Below are 16,058 nucleotides of genomic sequence, written 5' to 3' on the forward strand. Positions count from 1 at the left end.
TGTCTAGACCAGTGTTCCACACGTGAAGCGTGTGAGGACGGTCCGTATGTCCCGTCCCGGTGCGGTCGTCGGATCGCGGCCTCGATCCGACCTCCGTCCCACCACAGACTGCCTCGCGCCGTTGTCGTACGCGAGCCGTACTCTGGGGCCCATGCAGAGCGCGTCGGACCGCCACGAGTATCCCGCCCACTGGGAAGCCGACGTGGTGCTGCGCGACGGCGGCACCGCGCGCATCCGCCCCATCACCGTCGATGACGCCGAGCGCCTGGTCAGCTTCTACGAGCAGGTGTCGGACGAGTCGAAGTACTACCGCTTCTTCGCGCCCTACCCGCGACTGTCCGCGAAGGACGTCCACCGCTTCACGCACCACGACTTTGTGGACCGGGTGGGACTCGCGGCCACGGTCGGCGGCGAGTTCATCGCCACCGTACGCTACGACCGCATCGGGGCCGACGGCATGGCCGCCACCGCCCCCGCCGACGAGGCCGAGGTCGCCTTCCTCGTGCAGGACGCCCACCAGGGAAGGGGCGTCGCCTCCGCCCTCCTCGAACACATCGCGGCTGTCGCGCGTGAGCGCGGCATCCGACGGTTCGCCGCCGAGGTGCTCCCCGCCAACAACAAGATGATCAAGGTGTTCACGGACGCCGGCTACACCCAGAAGCGCAGCTTCGAGGACGGCGTCGTCCGTCTGGAGTTCGACCTCGAACCCACCGAACGCTCCCTGGCCGTGCAGCGCGCGCGGGAACAGCGCGCCGAGGCCCACTCCGTACGGCGGTTGCTGGTGCCCGGCTCGGTCGCCGTCATCGGCACCGGCCGTACCCCGGGCGGCGTCGGCCGCAGCGTCCTCGGCAACCTGCGGGAGGCCGGCTTCACCGGAGCCCTGTACGCCGTGAACAAGGCGTTCCCGGAGGACCTCGAGGAACTCGACGGCGTGCCCGCCCACCGCTCGGTGCGGGACATCGACGGACACGTCGACCTCGCGGTCGTCGCCGTCCCGGCCGACCACGTGCCCGAAGTCGTCACCGAGTGCGGCGAGCACGGCGTGCAGGGACTCGTCGTCCTCGCCGCCGGGTACGCCGAGAGCGGCCCCGACGGACGAGAGCGTCAGCGCGAACTGGTGCGGCACGCGCGCGCGTACGGAATGCGGATCATCGGCCCCAACGCCTTCGGGGTCATCAACACCTCCCCGCGGGTTCGGCTGAACGCGTCGCTGGCCCCGCAGATGCCGCGGCCCGGCCGGATCGGCCTGTTCGCCCAGTCCGGCGCCATCGGCGTCGCCCTGCTGTCCCGGCTGCACCGGCGCGGCGGTGGCGTGACGGGCGTCACGGGCGTGTCGACGTTCGTCTCCTCCGGCAACCGCGCGGACGTGTCCGGCAACGACGTCCTCCAGTACTGGTACGACGACCCCGACACCGACGTCGCCCTGATGTACCTGGAGTCCATCGGCAACCCGCGCAAGTTCACCCGTCTCGCACGGCGTACGGCGGCGGCCAAGCCGCTGGTGGTGGTCCAGGGCGCCGGCTCCGCCCCCCAGGGCCACGCCGTACGGGCCACGCGGCTGCCGCACGCCACGGTGTCCGCCCTGCTGCGGCAGGCGGGCGTGATCCGCGTGGACACCATCACCGAACTGGTCGACGCGGGCCTGCTGCTGGCACGCCAGCCGCTGCCGCGAGGACCGCGCGTGGGCATCCTCGGCAACTCGGAGTCGCTGGGGCTGCTGACGTACGACGCGTGCCTCTCCGAAGGGCTGCGCCCGCAGCCGCCTCTGGACCTCACCACGGAGGCGTCGGCGGAGGACTTCCACTCCGCCCTGGCGCGCGCCCTGGCCGACGAGACGTGCGACGCGGTCGTGGTGACCGCGATCCCGGCGATCGGCGAGGCGTCCCCCGGCGACTCGGAACTGGCACAGGCGCTGCGCTCGGCCGCGGCCGCCGGCCCCGCCAAGCCGGTGCTCGTGGTGCACGTGGAGCTGGGCGGCCTCGCGGCGGCCCTGTCGGCCGCGACGAGCACGGCCCCACGCGCGCGCACGGCGACGCCGGACACGGGAGCGGCCGAGCCCGGGGCGCCCCGGACCGGGACGAAGGCCCCCGGAGCGACGGGGCCCGGGACGACGGGGCCCGGGACGACGGGGCCCGGCACGACGCCGACCGCGCCCACCGCGACCGGCACGCCCCCCGCCCCCGCCGCGGAGGCAGCAGCCGAGGCCCCCGAGGGCGCCCACCTCATCCCCGCCTACCCCGCCGCGGAGCGCGCGGTCCGCGCCCTCGCCGAGGCCGTGAAGTACGCGCAGTGGCGGCGCGAGGCGGCCGACCCCGGCAAGGTGCCCGAGCACGAGGACATCGACGAGAAGGGCGCCGCCGCCCTCATCGGCAGGCTCCTCGCGCGCGGGCAGGGCCTCACCCTCGGCCCCGACGAGACCTGCGACCTGCTCGGCCGGTACGGCATCCCCGTCCGCCGGTCCATCCCTGCGCCCACCCCGGACGAGGCCGTACAGGCGGCCGCCGCCCTCGGCTACCCCGTCGCCCTCAAGGCCACCGCCCCCCACCTGCGTCACCGTGCCGACCTGGGCGGCGTCCGCCTCGACCTCGCCGACGAGGAACAACTGCGGCGGGCGTACACCGAGTTGACCGAGCTGTTCGGTGCCCCGCACGAGCTGCGCCCGGTGGTGCAGGTGATGGCTCCGCGTGGGGTGGACACCGTCGTCCGGGCGGTCATCGACCCGGCGGCCGGAGCCGTACTGTCGTTCGGGCTCGCCGGGGCCGCCTCGCAGCTGCTCGGTGACATGGCGCACCGCCTGATCCCGGTCACCGACCGGGACGCCACCTCCCTGGTCCGGTCGATCCGGACGGCACCCCTCCTGTTCGGCTGGCGCGGCTCGACGCCGGTCGACACCCCCGCCCTGGAGGAGCTGCTGCTCAGGGTGTCCCGCCTGGTCGACGACCACCCGGAGGTCGTCGCGGTCACGCTGGAGCCGGTCGTCGTCGCCCCGCACGGCCTGAGCGTTCTCGGCGCCTCCGTCCGCCTCGCGCCACCGCCCGCCCGGGACGACCTCGGCCCGCGGACGCTTCCCGCCTACTGAAGGGGCCGTCACCGGTCCCTCGCAGTCAGTGGGTCCCCGTAGGATGGAGGGCATGGCCAAGACCAGTACGACGACCCAGGGGCTGCGTGCGGCGATCGAGCGCAGCGGCTACTACCCGGCCCTCGTGGCCGAGGCGGTGGAGGCCGCCGTCGGCGGCGAGCCCATCCGGTCGTACCTGGTCCACCAGGAGACCACGTTCGACCAGAACGAAGTACGCCGGCACGTGACCGTGCTGGTCCTCACCGGCAACCGCTTCATCGTCAGCCACACCGACGAGCAGGCCGCCGACACCACCTCCCCGACGCCGTACGCCACCACCTCGACCGAGTCCGTGAAGATCAGCCGGATCTCGTCGGTCGTCCTCAGCCGCGTGGTCGCCAATCCGGAGTCGTACACGCCGGGCAGCCTGCCGCGCGAGGTCGTGCTGACGATCGGCTGGGGCGCGGTCTCCCGCATCGACCTGGAGCCCGCCGCCTGCGGCGACCCCAACTGCGACGCCGACCACGGCTACACCGGCAGCTCGACGGCGGACGACCTCAGCCTGCGCGTCAGCGAGGCCGGGGACGGCCCGGACACGGTGCGCCAGACCCTCGCCTTCGCCCAGTCGCTCTCCGAGGCGACCGCGGATCTGACCGCGTAATGGCCCAGCCCGCCGTCTGGGACGACCCGGAACCCCTCGCCGTCTCCTCCGCACCCGTTCCCGAGTACGGCTCCGGCTCGCTCGCCGACCTGCTGCCCACGCTGGCCGCCGGCATGGGCGTCCCGGAGATGACCGCGGCGATCCCGGAACTGACCCCGGCCGACCGCAACTGCGTCTTCCTGATCGACGGCCTCGGCTGGGAGCAGATCAAGGCCCACCGCGACGAGGCGCCCTACCTGCACAGCCTCCTCGGCAGCTCCCGCGGCGGCACCGGGCGCCCGCTCACCGCCGGCTACCCGGCGACCACCGCGACCTCCCTCGCCTCCGTCGGCACCGGCCTCCCGCCGGGCGCGCACGGCCTGCCCGGCTACACCGTGCGCAATCCGGCCACCGGCGAGCTGATGAACCAGCTCCGCTGGCAGCCCTGGACCTCGCCGCAGGCCTGGCAGCCGTACCCCACGGTCTTCCAGCTGGCCGACGCGGCCGGGGTGCACGCCGCGCAGGTGTCCTCGCCGCACTTCCAGACCACCCCGCTCACCAAGGTCGCCCTCAGCGGCGGCACGTTCCACGGGCGCCTCACCGGCGAGGAGCGGATGGACTTCGCGGCCGAGCAGCTCGCGGCCGGCGACCGGTCCCTGGTCTACACGTACTACGCCGAACTCGACGGCGCCGGACACCGCTACGGCGTCTCCTCCGACACCTGGCGCGGCCAGCTCATGTACGTCGACCGGCTCGTCCAGCGCCTCGCCGAACAGCTCCCGCCGCGCAGCGCGCTCTACGTGACCGCCGACCACGGCATGGTCGACGTGCCCTTCGACGAGGACCACCGCATCGACTTCGACGCGGACTGGGAACTGCGCGCCGGCGTCGCCCTGCTGGGCGGCGAGGGCCGCGCCCGCCATGTCTACGCCGTACCGGGCGCCCAGGACGACGTCCTGACCTGCTGGCGCGAGGTGCTCGGCGAGCAGTTCTGGGTGGCGTCGCGGGACGAGGCGATCGCCGCGGGCTGGTTCGGCCCGCACATCGACGAGCGCGTGTACGCCCGCCTCGGCGACGTGGTCGCGGCCGCCCGGGACGACGTCCTGCTCATCGCGTCGGAGCGCGAGCCGAAGGAGTCGGCCATGGTCGGCAACCACGGCTCCATGACCCCGGCCGAACAGCTCGTCCCGCTGCTCGAAGTACGCTCCTGAAGCCCGTCGCGCCGCCCATGCCCCCGAAACCCCACCGAAAGGTGCTCGACTCCCCATGCCCGAGCTGGTGTTCTTCTCCGGAACCATGGACTGCGGGAAGTCCACGCTGGCTCTCCAGATAGAGCACAACCGCTCCGCGCGGGGACTCCAGGGCATCATCTTCACCCGCGACGACCGCGCGGGCGAGGGCAAGCTGTCCTCCCGCCTCGGCCTGGTGACCGACGCGGTGGAGGTCGAGGACGGCCAGGACCTGTACGGCTACCTCGTCGACCACCTCTCGCAGGGCGGCCGCGCGGACTATGTGATCGCGGACGAGGCGCAGTTCCTCGCCGAGGCGCAGATCGACCAGCTCGCGCGCGTGGTCGACGACCTCGAGATCGACGTCTACGCCTTCGGCATCACGACCGACTTCCGCTCCAAGCTGTTCCCCGGCTCCCAGCGGCTCGTCGAACTGGCCGACCGGGTGGAGGTCCTCCAGGTCGAGGCCCTCTGCTGGTGCGGCGCCCGCGCCACGCACAACGCCCGCACGGTCGGGGGAGTGATGGTCGTCGAGGGCGCCCAGGTCGTCATCGGCGACGTCGACCAGGCCGACACCGTCGGCTACGAGGTCCTGTGCCGACGCCACCACCGCCGCCGCATGACGGCCGCGTCGGCCCACGCGGCGGTCCTGTCCCCGGACGTGCTGCCGGTGCAGCAGGTCTAGCGCGGTAGGTGTCGCGCAGGCCTCAGGCAGGCTCCTGGACCAGGGCGAAGCGGGCCCCCTCGGGATCGGCGACCGTCGCCACGCGCCCGTGCGCGCTCTCCTGTGCCGGCGAGAGGAGCCGGCCGCCGAGGCCGACGACCCGCGCGACCGCCTCGTCCGCGTCGCCCACCTCGAAGTACGTCATCCAGTGCGGTCCCCGGTCCCGGGGCAGCGCGTTGCCCAGCCCGTGGACTCCGGCGACCGGGCGGTCCGCGATGTGCAGGGTGACGTAGTCGAAATCGTCGGGCCCCACCGTCTCCCGGCGGTAGCCGAACACCGTCTCGTAGAACTTGACGACGCTCGCCGACTCGAAGGTCAGCAGCTCGTTCCAGGCGGGGGTGCCGTGCACGCCCGTGATGTCCGTGCCGAGGTGGTCCGCCGCCTGCCAGATGCCGAAGACCGCGCCGGCCGGGTCGGAGCCGATGGCCAGGCGTCCGGCCTCGCCGGCGTCCAGCGGACCGACGCCGATCGTGCCGCCGCTGAGGCGCACCGTTTCGGCAGTGGTGTCCACGTCGTCGGAGGCGAGGTAGGGCGTCCAGGCCACGGGAAGATGGCGGTCCGGGGGGAGTTGGCCGATGCCGGCCACTTCACGGCCGTCGAGCAGCGCCTGTACGTACGGGCCGAGTTGGTGCGGACCGGGGTGGAACTCCCAACCGAACAGCTCGCCGTAGAACTCCTGGGTTGCCGTCAATCCATGCACCATCAGGCTCACCCAGCAGGGTGTGCCGGGCGCGTACCGAGCGTGTGCTTCGCCGTTCAGGCCGGCCGGCCCACGTGCCTCGGGCATCGTCACTCTCTCCTCGGCCACTCGCGGTGGCCGCGTCGCTTCCGCACTCCGGCTCCCGGGCCGATGGTCGCACCGCCCACGGTGCCGCGCGCTACGGGCGCGCCGCCGCACCGTGGCGGGCGTGTCGGGAGGGTGCCCGGTGTGCGGTTCCTCATCCGTTTTTGTGCGATTGCCGAAGGATGTTGATCGGCTGTACAGCATGTGCCCGATCCCGTACGCCACGTGATCGAGCCTGTCCGGCCGAGCAGAGTAGCCGGACCTGGACGGCGGGGCCACCCCGTGCGCGAGGATGGGGCCATGAACGCCATCATCTCCGCACCCGAACTCGCGAGCGCCCTGGCGGGGGAGAACCCGCCGGTCGTGCTGGACGTCCGCTGGCAGCTCAGCGTGGCGAAGGCGACCGGCGAGCCGCCGTTCGACGGCCGCGCCGCCTACGCGTCCGGCCACGTACCGGGCGCCGTGTACGTCGACCTGGACCGGGAACTGGCCGGGGCGTCCGGCGCGGGCGGCCGTCACCCGCTGCCGGACCTGGCGGAGTTCGGCGCCGCGATGCGCCGGGCGGGTGTGTCGGCCACCCGGCCGGTGGTCGTGTACGACGGCGGACAGGGCTGGGCGGCGGCCCGCGCGTGGTGGCTGCTGTGCTGGACGGGTCACCCGGATGTGCGGGTCCTCGACGGCGGGTTGACGGCGTGGCAAGGGGAACTGTCGGTCGACGTCCCGGCGCCCGCGGAGGGCGACTTCGAGCCGCGCCCGGGGGCGGCGGGGCTGCTCGACGCGGACGCGGCGGCGGCGCTGGCCCGCTCCGGCGTGTTGTTCGACGCGCGCGCGGGCGAGCGTTTCCGGGGCGAGGTGGAGCCGATCGACCGGGTAGGCGGTCACATCCCCGGGGCGGTGTCGGCGCCGACGACGGACAACGTCGGTCCGGGCGGCCGCTTCCTGCCCGCCGAGGAACTGCGGGACCGCTTCACGTCGCTGGGGGCGTCCGACGGCACGGAGGTGGGCGTGTACTGCGGCTCCGGTGTCTCCGGCGCCCATGAGGTGCTGGCGCTCGCGGTGGCGGGAATTCCGGCGGCCCTGTACGTCGGTTCGTGGTCGGAGTGGTCCTCGGACCCGTCCCGTCCGATCGCCGTGGGCCCGGACCCCCGGTAACTCTGCCGCGCAGGACAGGGGAACGCTGTCGTGCAGGACACGAAAAGGGGCCGCACCGAGCAGGTGCGGCCCCTCCCACGTATGAACCTGTATGCGAACCGACTTGTGCGAACCGGCGGATGTCGGGGCCGGGTTGCCCCACGGCGGCCCGCTCCCGTCACTCCTGCTTCTTGCGCCGGGTGCCGAACACGATCTCGTCCCAGCTGGGCACCGCGGCGCGGCGGCCGGGGCGGACGCCGTCGGCCTCGGCCTGGCGGTCGGTGGAACCGATGAGACGGTCGCGATGGCTGCCCACGGAGCGGGGCATGAGGACGTCCGCGTATGCGGAACCGGCGGACGCGGCGGGCGCCGGGGGCTCCTCGGCGGCCGGTTCCTCCGCGGGCTCCTCCGGTTCCTCGGACGGGATCTCCGGGACGATCATGTCGCCCCGGAAGCTCGGTACCGCCTCCAGCAGGCTGGTCAGCGAGTCCCGCTCGCGCTCGCCGGTGGTTTCCTCGACAGGCTCGGAGGGCTGTGCGGGCAGGCTCGGCCGGTCGAGAGCGCGGTCCATCGTGCGGTCGCGGGGCAGCCGGGCGATGCGCGGGACGAACGGGAAGCTGGGCTCCGGCGCGGCGAGGTCGTCGGACTCGCCGATCAGCGAGCGCGCCTCGTCGTCGACGGCCTGGACGAGCCGCCGGGGCGGGTCGTACGTCCAGCTCGCCGAGTGCGGCTCGCCCGCGACCCGGTAGACGAGCAGGACCTCCCAGGTGCCGTCGTCACGGCGCCAGGAGTCCCACTGGACGGTGTCCTTCTCGGCACCGCGCAGGGTCAGCCGCTCCTGCACGGACTCGCCGAGCTGTGGCCCGGCGTTCTCTCCGGGCCGACGGACCGGGGTCTTGCGGGCCCGCTCGGCCATGAACGCGCGCTCGGCCAGTACGGGGCCTTCGAAGCGGCGTACGCGGTCGACGGGGATGCCTGCCATCTGCGCGACTTCTTCCGCGGTCGCGCCGGCACGTATACGCGCCTGGATGTCGCGGGGGCGGAGATGGCTCTCCACCTCGATCTCGATCTGGCCGAGGCGGGGACGGTCGCCGCGGACCGCGGCGCGCAGACGCTCGTCGATCGGAAGCGTGTACTCCGTGCTGTCCGCAGCCTTCAGCACCAGCCGTGTGCCGTCATTCGAGACGGCCACGACACGCAGTTCGGGCATGGGGACCTCCCGGGTGGTGCCTGCCGACGTCACGTGCGTCGCTGCTTCCGCTAGTCGAGTGTGGCCTGCCCGGGTGCAGCCTGCCACAACCTTGCCGAGTTGCCCGGCGTGTCGCGCGAGGGTCCTTGATCGCCGTTATGGCACGGTTATCAATTCGCCACGCTAAGTGACCAATTCCGTAACCCTGTGCAACCGGCCCCCTCCTGGCGGTCCGTCAAGGCTCCGGACGCCCTGGTGGGAGACCGGACCCAGGGCTCGCAACAGTACTCCATTCGGGCCACGTGCGTGGATCGGCTCGCCGTCCAACTTCTGGCAAGGGGTGCGACTTGGCGATTTGGCAAGCGCTTTCCCCGATCTTGCACGTGGCGTACTTCACGGAATCGCCAGAAACGGAACTATCGGTTTCGTTCGTACGTCCCTTTCTCGTGCAGTTGGTTGATCAAGTAGGAAAAGTCGATCAAGTACGGGAAAGGCAGGCTAGGTCCAGGAATGCGTGAACAGCCCGTTGCCGATGAGGAGTCGAGTGCGCGAGCGGCGGCGAAGGGGAAGAAGCGCATCGACCTGAGCGTCCCTCAGGTTGCGGGCAGCGCCGTCGCCGCCGTGGTGGCCGCCAAGCTCGCCGCGTACTTCGGTGTCTACGGCACGATCCTCGGCGCGGGCGTCGTGAGTGTCGTCGCCACCTGCGGCGGCACCGTCTTCCAGCACTTCTTCAGCCGCACCGGGGAGCAGTTCCGCGAAGCGGCCGTGATTCCCCGGCCCAGGGAGGCGAGCGCCCTCGCACCCGGCGAGTACTCCGCGGGTACGGTCCACCGCGCGCGCGTGCGGAGCTGGAAACGGCCGGTCGCCGCGGCGGCCCTGGTCTTCGGCGTCACCATGGGCGGCATCACCGCGTACGAACTGGCCTCCGGCGGCAGCTTCAGCGGCAACGGCGGTACGACCGTCGGTGACGCCCTCTCCGGCACCACCACCTCGTCCTCGGGCGCCGGCTCCGACCCGGACGACGCCCCGGCCACCGGCGACACCGGCCCCGCACCCACCTCTTCGGAGCCCCCCGCGGCCACCGGAGCCGCCACCCCCTCCGCCGACGGCACGGCCGCGGAGTCCTCGCAGGACGACGACGGCGGTACGACGTCACCCGAGGCCACACCGAGCCCGCGCGCGAGCCCGGACACAGGGACCGGGGAGACGACCCCCACGCCCACCGGGGCCGTTACCGCCCCAGAACCCTCCGCAAGTAGTCGTTCTGGAACCGCCGGTCAGGATCCAGCCGATCCCGCAACGCCGTGAACTCGCCGAAGCGCGGGTAGACCCCGGCGAAGTACTCCGCGTCCCGCGTGTGGATCTTGCCCCAGTGCGGTCGGCCCTCGTGGGCGGTGAGGATGCGCTCGGCGGCGGTGAAGTAGCCCTGATACGGCGCACCCTTGACCACGTGGACGGCGATGTACGCGCTGTCACGACCGGACGCGGTGGACAGGGTGATGTCGTCGGCCGGTGCCGTGCGCACCTCCACCGGGAAGCTGATCCGCAGGGGGGAGCGATCGACCATGGCCTTCAGCTCGCGCAGCGTCTCGGTCACCGCCTCGCGCGGCACGGCGTACTCCATCTCCACGAACCGGACCCGGCGCGGTGATGTGAAGACCTTGTACGGGATGTCCGTGTAGTTGCGCGCGGAGAGCGCCTTGCTGGACACCTGGGCGATGGCCGGGATCGTGGCGGGCACCGCCCGGCCGACCCACTGGGCCGCCTGGAAGACGCCGTTGGAGAGGAACTCGTCCTCGAACCAGCCGGCCAGCTGCCCCACCGGCTTCCGCGGGCCCGCACTGCGGTTGTTGCGCTTGGTGTTGGTGCTGCCGGTGTGCGGGAACCAGTAGAACTCGAAGTGCTCGTTCTCGGCCCACAACTCGTCGAAGTCGGCGAGGACCTTGTCGAGCGGCATCGGCTCCTCGCGCGCGGTGAGCAGGAAGATCGGCTCCACGGCGAAGGTGATGGCGGTGACGATGCCGAGGGCGCCGAGACCGATCCGGGCCGCCGCGAAGACCTCCGGGTTCTCCTTCTCCGAGCAGGTCAGGACCGAGCCGTCCGCCGTCACCAGCTCCAGGCCCTTGACCTGCGCGGCGATCGAGGCCGACTCGCGGCCCGTGCCGTGGGTGCCCGTACTGATGGCCCCGGAGACGGTCTGCTCCATGATGTCGCCCATGTTGGTGAGCGACAGTCCCTCGCGCGCCAGCGCCAGGTTGAGTCTCTTGAGCGGGGTGCCCGCCTCGACCGTGACGGTCATGGTGTCGCGGTCGATCTTGCGGATGCCGGTCAACAGTTGAGGGCGTATCAACACACCGTCCGTCGCGGCGATCGACGTGAAGGAGTGGCCCGTGCCGACCGCCTTGACCGTCAGTCCGTCCTCGGCCGCCCGGCGCACGGCCGCGGCCAGTTCGTCGACGGAGGCGGGCGTGACCTCCCGCGCGGGGCGGGAGGCGACATTGCCGCCCCAGTTACGCCACGTGCCGCTCTTGCCGCTCGCTGTGCTGCTCAACGGTGCCTCCACGACCCGGCGCCGGCTTGCTGAGCCGGCGGTACCCGAGGAAACCGACCGCGACCGCGACGGCACCGGACACCGCCGGAACCCCGTACCCGGCCCGCGCGCCCGCCGAGTCGATGACCCAGCCGGCGATCGAGGAGCCCAGCGCGACCCCGACCGCGAGCCCGGTACTCACCCAGGTCATGCCCTCGGTCAGCTGCGCGCGTGGTACGTGCTCTTCGATGAGGGACATCGTCGTGATCATCGTGGGAGCGATGGCGAGGCCCGCGACGAAGAGCGCCACGGCCAGAAACGGCAAGTTCCCGACCAGTAGGAGGGGGATCATACTCACGCCCATCATGAACACGCCCAGCAGCCAGCGTCGCTCCGGGGCTCCTTGGGGGCGCAGCAGACCGAAGGCCAGACCCGCCACGCAGGAACCGGCCGCGTACAGGGCCAGGACGACGCTCGCTGCGGCCTTGTGCCCCTGCTCGTCGGCGAAGGCGACGGTGACCACGTCGACCGCCCCGAAGATCGTCCCCGTCGCCACGAACGTCGCCACCAGTACTTGCAGACCGGGCGAGCGCATCGCAGTACCGCCGCCCTTCCGCTCCTGCGGATGGGGCTCGGGCTCGGTGGCCCGCTGGGCGGTCAGCCAGAAGACGCCGACCGCGAGGAAGCAGGCCGCCAGCAGCGGACCGGCCTCGGGGAACCAGGCCGTGGACAGACCGATGGAGATGATCGGGCCGAAGATGAAGCAGACCTCGTCCACCACGGACTCGAAGGAGTACGCGGTGTGCAGCTGCGGGGTTCCCCGGTACACGGCCGCCCAGCGGGCCCGGATCATCGCCCCGAGCGAAGGCACCGAACCGATCGCGGCGGCGCAGACGAACAGCACCCAGTCCGGCCACTCGAAGTGAGCGGCCAGCAGCAGCCCGGCCGACGCGACGAGCGCGACCAGCGTGGCGGGCCGCAGCACCCTGCGCTGTCCGTGCCGGTCCACCATGCGCGAGATCTGCGGCCCGATCGCCGCCGCCGACAGCGCGATGGTCGCCGAGAGGGCGCCCGCGAGGCCGTAGCGCCCGGTGAGCTGGGAGACCATCGTGACCACGCCGATGCCCATCATCGACAGCGGCATCCGGCCGAGGAACCCCGCGGCGGAGAAACCCCTGGAGCCTGGGGCGGCGAACAGGGCGCGGTAGGGGCTGGGCACGGAAGTCTCCGTCGGGTCCGGTCACGCGTGCGTGGCGGCTCGGCACGGCGCGAGGAAGAGGTGGCTCTGCGGGGCTCGGTAAGACATGCAACGGGTACCGCGGGGCCGGTAAGGCGCGTCCGCAGCTGATACAGCTTACGAGTTAGGCAACCCTAACGCACCTCTCGTGCGCCCCTGCGCGCGGGAGCCGCGCCGCCACGCCACCCGGCGTTTCCGGGCTGTCAGTGCCGGGTGGCAGGATCGAGACATGCGAGACGCGCTCGATGCCACCCCCTACGACGCCCTGCTCCTGCTCTCCTTCGGCGGACCGGAAGGCCCGGACGACGTGGTCCCGTTCCTGGAGAACGTGACGCGCGGGCGCGGCATCCCCAAGGAACGCCTCAAGGAAGTCGGGCAGCACTACTTCCTGTTCGGCGGGGTCAGCCCCATCAACGACCAGAACCGCGCCCTGCTGGACGCCCTGCGCAAGGACTTCGCGGACCACGGGCTCGACCTGCCGGTCTACTGGGGCAACCGCAACTGGGCCCCCTACCTGACGGACACCCTGCGCGAGATGGTCGCCGACGGCCGCCGCCGCGTCCTCGTCCTCGCCACCAGTGCCTACGCCTCGTACTCGGGCTGCCGCCAGTACCGCGAGAACCTCGCCGACTCGCTGGCCGCGCTGGAGGCCGAGGGCCTGGAGCCGCCGAGGATCGACAAGCTGCGGCACTACTTCAACCACCCGGGCTTCGTGGAGCCCATGATCGACGGCGTGCTCCGCTCCCTCGCCGACCTCCCCGAGGAGGTCCGGGACCGCGCCCACATCGCCTTCACGACCCACTCCATCCCGACGGCCGCCGCGGACACCTCCGGCCCCGTCGAGGACCACGGCGACGGCGGCGCGTACGAGGCGGAGCACCTGGACGTGGCCCGGGTCGTCGCCGACGCCGTCCGCGAGCGCACCGGCGTCGACCGTCCCTGGCAGCTCGTCTACCAGTCCCGCTCCGGCGCCCCCCACATCCCGTGGCTGGAGCCCGACATCTGCGACCACCTGGAGGAGCGGCACGCCGCCGGGGCACCGGCCGTCGTGATGGCCCCCATCGGCTTCGTCTCCGACCACATGGAGGTCCTCTACGACCTCGACACGGAGGCCACGGCCAAGGCCGGGGAACTGGGCCTGCCGGTGCGCCGCTCGGCCACCGTCGGCGCCGATCCGCGCTTCGCCGCCGCGATCCGCGAACTCGTCCTGGAGCGCGCCGCCGTCGAGAGCGGCCGGGCGGTCACCCCGTGCGCCCTGGGCGCCCTCGGTGCGAGCCACAACCTCTGCCCCGTCGGCTGCTGTCCCTCCCGCGCCCCGAGGCCCGCCGCCGCGGGCGCCGACAGTCCGTACGCGTGAGGAGCGCCGTGACCGACCCCCTGCACACCGAACTGCTCGAACTGGCCGGGGAAGCCGCCCGCCGGGCCGGCGAACTGCTGCGGGACGGCCGCCCGGCCGACCTCGGTGTCGCCGCCACCAAGTCGAGCCCCATCGACGTCGTCACCGAGATGGACATCGCGGCGGAGAAGCTGATCACCGGCCTGATCTCCGAGCACCGCTCCGACGACGGTTTCCTCGGCGAGGAGGGTGCCTCCAGCGAGGGCAGCAGTGGCATCCGCTGGGTGATCGACCCCCTCGACGGCACCGTGAACTACCTCTACGGGCTGCCCACCTGGGCGGTCTCCATCGCCGCGGAACGGGACGGCGAGACCGTCGCCGGGGTCGTGGCGATCCCGATGCGCGGTGAGACGTACCGCGCGGTGCGCGGTGGCGGCGCGTGGGCGACCGGCGCCTGGGAGGGCGAGCGCAGCATCGCCTGCCGGCCGGCGGCACCGCTCGAGCAGGCACTGGTCTCCACCGGCTTCAACTACGTCACCGAGGTCCGCGCCCACCAGGCCGACGTCGCCCAGCGACTGATCCCGTTGCTGCGTGACATCCGGCGCAGCGGCTCCGCGGCCGTCGACCTGTGCGACGTGGCCGTCGGCCGCCTCGACGGATACTACGAGCGCGGTCTGCATCCCTGGGATCTCGCGGCGGGCGACCTGATCGCCCGGGAGGCGGGCGCCCTGACCGGTGGCCGCCCCGGAGAGGGGCCCTCACGGGAGCTGACGATCGCCGGTACCCCCGGCGTCTTCGAACCCCTCCAGCGGCTCCTGGAGGACTTCGGCGCCTGGCACGACTGAGCGCGCGACACCGCGTTCGACCGGGCTTCCGACCAGGGGCCCGGCGCGGACACGCGAAAGGGCCCCGGCGCTGGATTCGCCGGGGCCCCTCCGTCTACGGACGACCTGCTCAGGCCGTGGTCGTCACACCGACCTGCACACCGTGCTCGGCGGCGAGACGGCGCAGGTCGTCGAGCTCGCCCTGCTCGACCTCCACAAGGAAGTCGTCGCCCTCGTTGCGAGCCCGCGTCAGGTCGGACTCGGTCGCCCTTATGCGCTGCAGAAGTCCTGCGGTGAATGCGTCCATGCTGCGCCCCCTCGTCCTGGGTCGTGGGTCTGTGGCACGGGGGTGTGCCGGTTGGGAAGGGGCGATCACGTCTCCGATAGGTGCCCAGCGCTGCCCAGCCGGGCGGCGACGGTGCCGGACACCCACGCCCACTCTGCGGCAAGCGGATCGCGGAGTGCCGCATGGTGCTACGGCACATGCAGAGCGTGATCGCGGGGTGTAAAGCCGTCCTCCCCCCGCTCCCTTCCGCAGAAACCTCAACCCGACGAGAAAATCTGGCATTCCCAGGCTTCACACCTGTCCTTCAAGGCCCTCCCACCCGCCTTACCTCCGACTTATGGCCGAAAAGGGCAGGATGGAAGCACACACTCACCAAGCCCCTGCCCGCGTGCGTCCACAGAGCGCTACGCGGGTGGACACAGGAAGGACAAGCGACGTGCGCGTACTCGTCGTCGAGGACGAGCAACTGCTCGCCGATGCGGTGGCCACCGGACTGCGCCGGGAGGCCATGGCCGTCGACGTCGTGTACGACGGTGCGGCAGCCCTGGAGCGCATCGGCGTGAACGACTACGACGTGGTCGTCCTCGACCGTGACCTCCCGCTCGTGCACGGCGACGACGTCTGCCGGAGGATCGTCGAGCTGGGCATGCCCACCCGTGTGCTGATGCTCACGGCGTCCGGCGACGTCAGCGACCGCGTCGAGGGCCTGGAGATCGGCGCCGACGACTATCTCCCGAAGCCCTTCGCCTTCAGCGAGCTGATCGCCCGCGTGCGTGCCCTGGGCCGACGCACCAGCCTGCCGCTGCCGCCCGTCCTGGAGCGTGCCGGCATCAAGCTCGACCCCAATCGACGCGAGGTCTTCCGCGACGGCAAGGAGGTGCAGCTCGCCCCGAAGGAGTTCGCCGTCCTGGAGGTGCTGATGCGCAGCGAGGGCGCTGTCGTCTCCGCCGAGCAGCTCCTGGAGAAGGCCTGGGACGAGAACACCGACCCGTTCACCAACGTCGTGCGCGTGACCGTCATGACCCTGCGCCGCAAGCTCGGCGAACCGCCGGTGATCGTCACCGTCCCCGGTTCCGGCTACCGGATCTGA

14 protein-coding genes are annotated in these 16,058 nt (G+C 72.2%); 9 read left to right on the forward strand and 5 right to left on the reverse strand.

Going from position 1 to position 16,058, the window contains the following annotated elements; genetic code table 11:
* Positions 1-151: 151 nt before the first annotated feature.
* From ACFWJX_RS25395 to ACFWJX_RS25410, 4 genes are read left to right on the forward strand one after another with little or no spacing between them, the layout of a single operon-like run.
* Positions 152-3,079 (forward strand): GNAT family N-acetyltransferase, encoded by a 2,928-nt coding sequence (locus ACFWJX_RS25395; protein ID WP_383247371.1) that lies wholly within the window; start codon positions 152-154, stop codon positions 3,077-3,079.
* Positions 3,080-3,131: 52 nt separating this feature from the next.
* Positions 3,132-3,719 (forward strand): DUF5998 family protein, encoded by a 588-nt coding sequence (locus ACFWJX_RS25400; RefSeq protein WP_383247374.1) that lies wholly within the window; start codon positions 3,132-3,134, stop codon positions 3,717-3,719.
* Positions 3,719-4,909 carry an alkaline phosphatase family protein gene (locus ACFWJX_RS25405; protein WP_383247377.1) on the forward strand — a complete coding sequence of 397 codons (1,191 nt, stop codon included), beginning with the start codon at positions 3,719-3,721 and terminating at the stop codon, positions 4,907-4,909. Before ACFWJX_RS25400 ends, ACFWJX_RS25405 begins: the two co-directional genes overlap by 1 nt.
* Positions 4,910-4,964: 55 nt before the next feature.
* A complete protein-coding gene (locus ACFWJX_RS25410; protein WP_383247380.1) occupies positions 4,965-5,612 on the forward strand; it encodes a thymidine kinase in 648 nt (215 codons plus the stop codon).
* A gap of 22 nt (positions 5,613-5,634) precedes the next feature.
* Here ACFWJX_RS25410 and ACFWJX_RS25415 read toward each other — a convergent pair whose 3' ends face one another.
* Entirely contained in the window at positions 5,635-6,438 is an 804-nt protein-coding gene (locus tag ACFWJX_RS25415) for a VOC family protein (RefSeq protein WP_383247383.1), read from the reverse strand.
* A gap of 297 nt (positions 6,439-6,735) precedes the next feature.
* Here ACFWJX_RS25415 and ACFWJX_RS25420 point away from each other — a divergent pair, with 297 nt between their 5' ends.
* Complete coding sequence (locus tag ACFWJX_RS25420) at positions 6,736-7,587, forward strand: sulfurtransferase (RefSeq protein WP_383247385.1); 852 nt, start codon at positions 6,736-6,738, stop codon at positions 7,585-7,587.
* A gap of 157 nt (positions 7,588-7,744) precedes the next feature.
* Here ACFWJX_RS25420 and sepH read toward each other — a convergent pair whose 3' ends face one another.
* Positions 7,745-8,776 (reverse strand): septation protein SepH, encoded by a 1,032-nt coding sequence (gene sepH, locus ACFWJX_RS25425; protein WP_383247388.1) that lies wholly within the window; start codon positions 8,774-8,776, stop codon positions 7,745-7,747.
* Between the two features lie 489 nt (positions 8,777-9,265).
* On the opposite strand from sepH, the gene ACFWJX_RS25430 reads away from it, so the two are divergent.
* Complete coding sequence (locus ACFWJX_RS25430; protein ID WP_383247391.1) at positions 9,266-10,063, forward strand: hypothetical protein; 798 nt, start codon at positions 9,266-9,268, stop codon at positions 10,061-10,063.
* On the opposite strand, the gene ACFWJX_RS25435 is transcribed toward ACFWJX_RS25430, so the two are convergent.
* Together ACFWJX_RS25435 and ACFWJX_RS25440 are read right to left on the reverse strand one after the other, a co-directional pair.
* The gene (locus ACFWJX_RS25435; RefSeq protein ID WP_383247394.1) at positions 9,987-11,306 is read right to left on the reverse strand and encodes a D-arabinono-1,4-lactone oxidase; all 1,320 of its coding nucleotides are present in this window, start codon (positions 11,304-11,306) and stop codon (positions 9,987-9,989) included. The genes ACFWJX_RS25430 and ACFWJX_RS25435 overlap by 77 nt on opposite strands.
* Positions 11,266-12,504 carry an MFS transporter gene (locus ACFWJX_RS25440; RefSeq protein WP_383247396.1) on the reverse strand — a complete coding sequence of 413 codons (1,239 nt, stop codon included), beginning with the start codon at positions 12,502-12,504 and terminating at the stop codon, positions 11,266-11,268. Before ACFWJX_RS25440 ends, ACFWJX_RS25435 begins: the two co-directional genes overlap by 41 nt.
* 247 nt (positions 12,505-12,751) lie before the next feature.
* Between ACFWJX_RS25440 and ACFWJX_RS25445 the strand changes: the two genes are divergently transcribed.
* Both ACFWJX_RS25445 and ACFWJX_RS25450 read left to right on the forward strand, forming a co-directional pair.
* Positions 12,752-13,879, forward strand: coding sequence for a ferrochelatase (locus ACFWJX_RS25445; RefSeq protein WP_383247399.1), 1,128 nt, complete (start codon positions 12,752-12,754; stop codon positions 13,877-13,879).
* 8 nt (positions 13,880-13,887) lie between these two features.
* Positions 13,888-14,703: an inositol monophosphatase family protein gene (locus tag ACFWJX_RS25450; RefSeq protein WP_383247402.1), complete on the forward strand. Its 816-nt coding sequence runs from the start codon at positions 13,888-13,890 to the stop codon at positions 14,701-14,703.
* A gap of 109 nt (positions 14,704-14,812) precedes the next feature.
* Here the strand turns inward: ACFWJX_RS25450 and ACFWJX_RS25455 are convergent, their stop codons facing one another.
* Positions 14,813-14,989, reverse strand: a complete 177-nt coding sequence (locus tag ACFWJX_RS25455) for a hypothetical protein (protein WP_383247405.1) — start codon at positions 14,987-14,989, stop codon at positions 14,813-14,815.
* Between the two features lie 415 nt (positions 14,990-15,404).
* On the opposite strand from ACFWJX_RS25455, the gene ACFWJX_RS25460 reads away from it, so the two are divergent.
* Complete coding sequence (locus tag ACFWJX_RS25460) at positions 15,405-16,058, forward strand: response regulator transcription factor (RefSeq protein ID WP_356254900.1); 654 nt, start codon at positions 15,405-15,407, stop codon at positions 16,056-16,058.

The sequence above is a fragment of the Streptomyces sp. NPDC058335 genome (assembly GCF_042723915.1).
Lineage (GTDB): Bacteria > Actinomycetota > Actinomycetes > Streptomycetales > Streptomycetaceae > Streptomyces.

Bases quoted from the DNA above. Each gene is read 5' to 3' on its own strand.
- ACFWJX_RS25400 (WP_383247374.1), top strand. From the start codon at position 3,132: ATGGCCAAGACCAGTACGACGACCCAGGGGCTGCGTGCGGCGATCGAG.
- ACFWJX_RS25445 (WP_383247399.1), top strand. From the start codon at position 12,752: ATGCGAGACGCGCTCGATGCCACCCCCTACGACGCCCTGCTCCTGCTC.
- ACFWJX_RS25395 (WP_383247371.1), top strand. From the start codon at position 152: ATGCAGAGCGCGTCGGACCGCCACGAGTATCCCGCCCACTGGGAAGCC.
- ACFWJX_RS25420 (WP_383247385.1), top strand. From the start codon at position 6,736: ATGAACGCCATCATCTCCGCACCCGAACTCGCGAGCGCCCTGGCGGGG.
- ACFWJX_RS25410 (WP_383247380.1), top strand. From the start codon at position 4,965: ATGCCCGAGCTGGTGTTCTTCTCCGGAACCATGGACTGCGGGAAGTCC.
- ACFWJX_RS25430 (WP_383247391.1), top strand. From the start codon at position 9,266: ATGCGTGAACAGCCCGTTGCCGATGAGGAGTCGAGTGCGCGAGCGGCG.
- ACFWJX_RS25455 (WP_383247405.1), bottom strand. From the start codon at position 14,989: ATGGACGCATTCACCGCAGGACTTCTGCAGCGCATAAGGGCGACCGAG.
- sepH (WP_383247388.1), bottom strand. From the start codon at position 8,776: ATGCCCGAACTGCGTGTCGTGGCCGTCTCGAATGACGGCACACGGCTG.
- ACFWJX_RS25405 (WP_383247377.1), top strand. From the start codon at position 3,719: ATGGCCCAGCCCGCCGTCTGGGACGACCCGGAACCCCTCGCCGTCTCC.
- ACFWJX_RS25415 (WP_383247383.1), bottom strand. From the start codon at position 6,438: ATGCCCGAGGCACGTGGGCCGGCCGGCCTGAACGGCGAAGCACACGCT.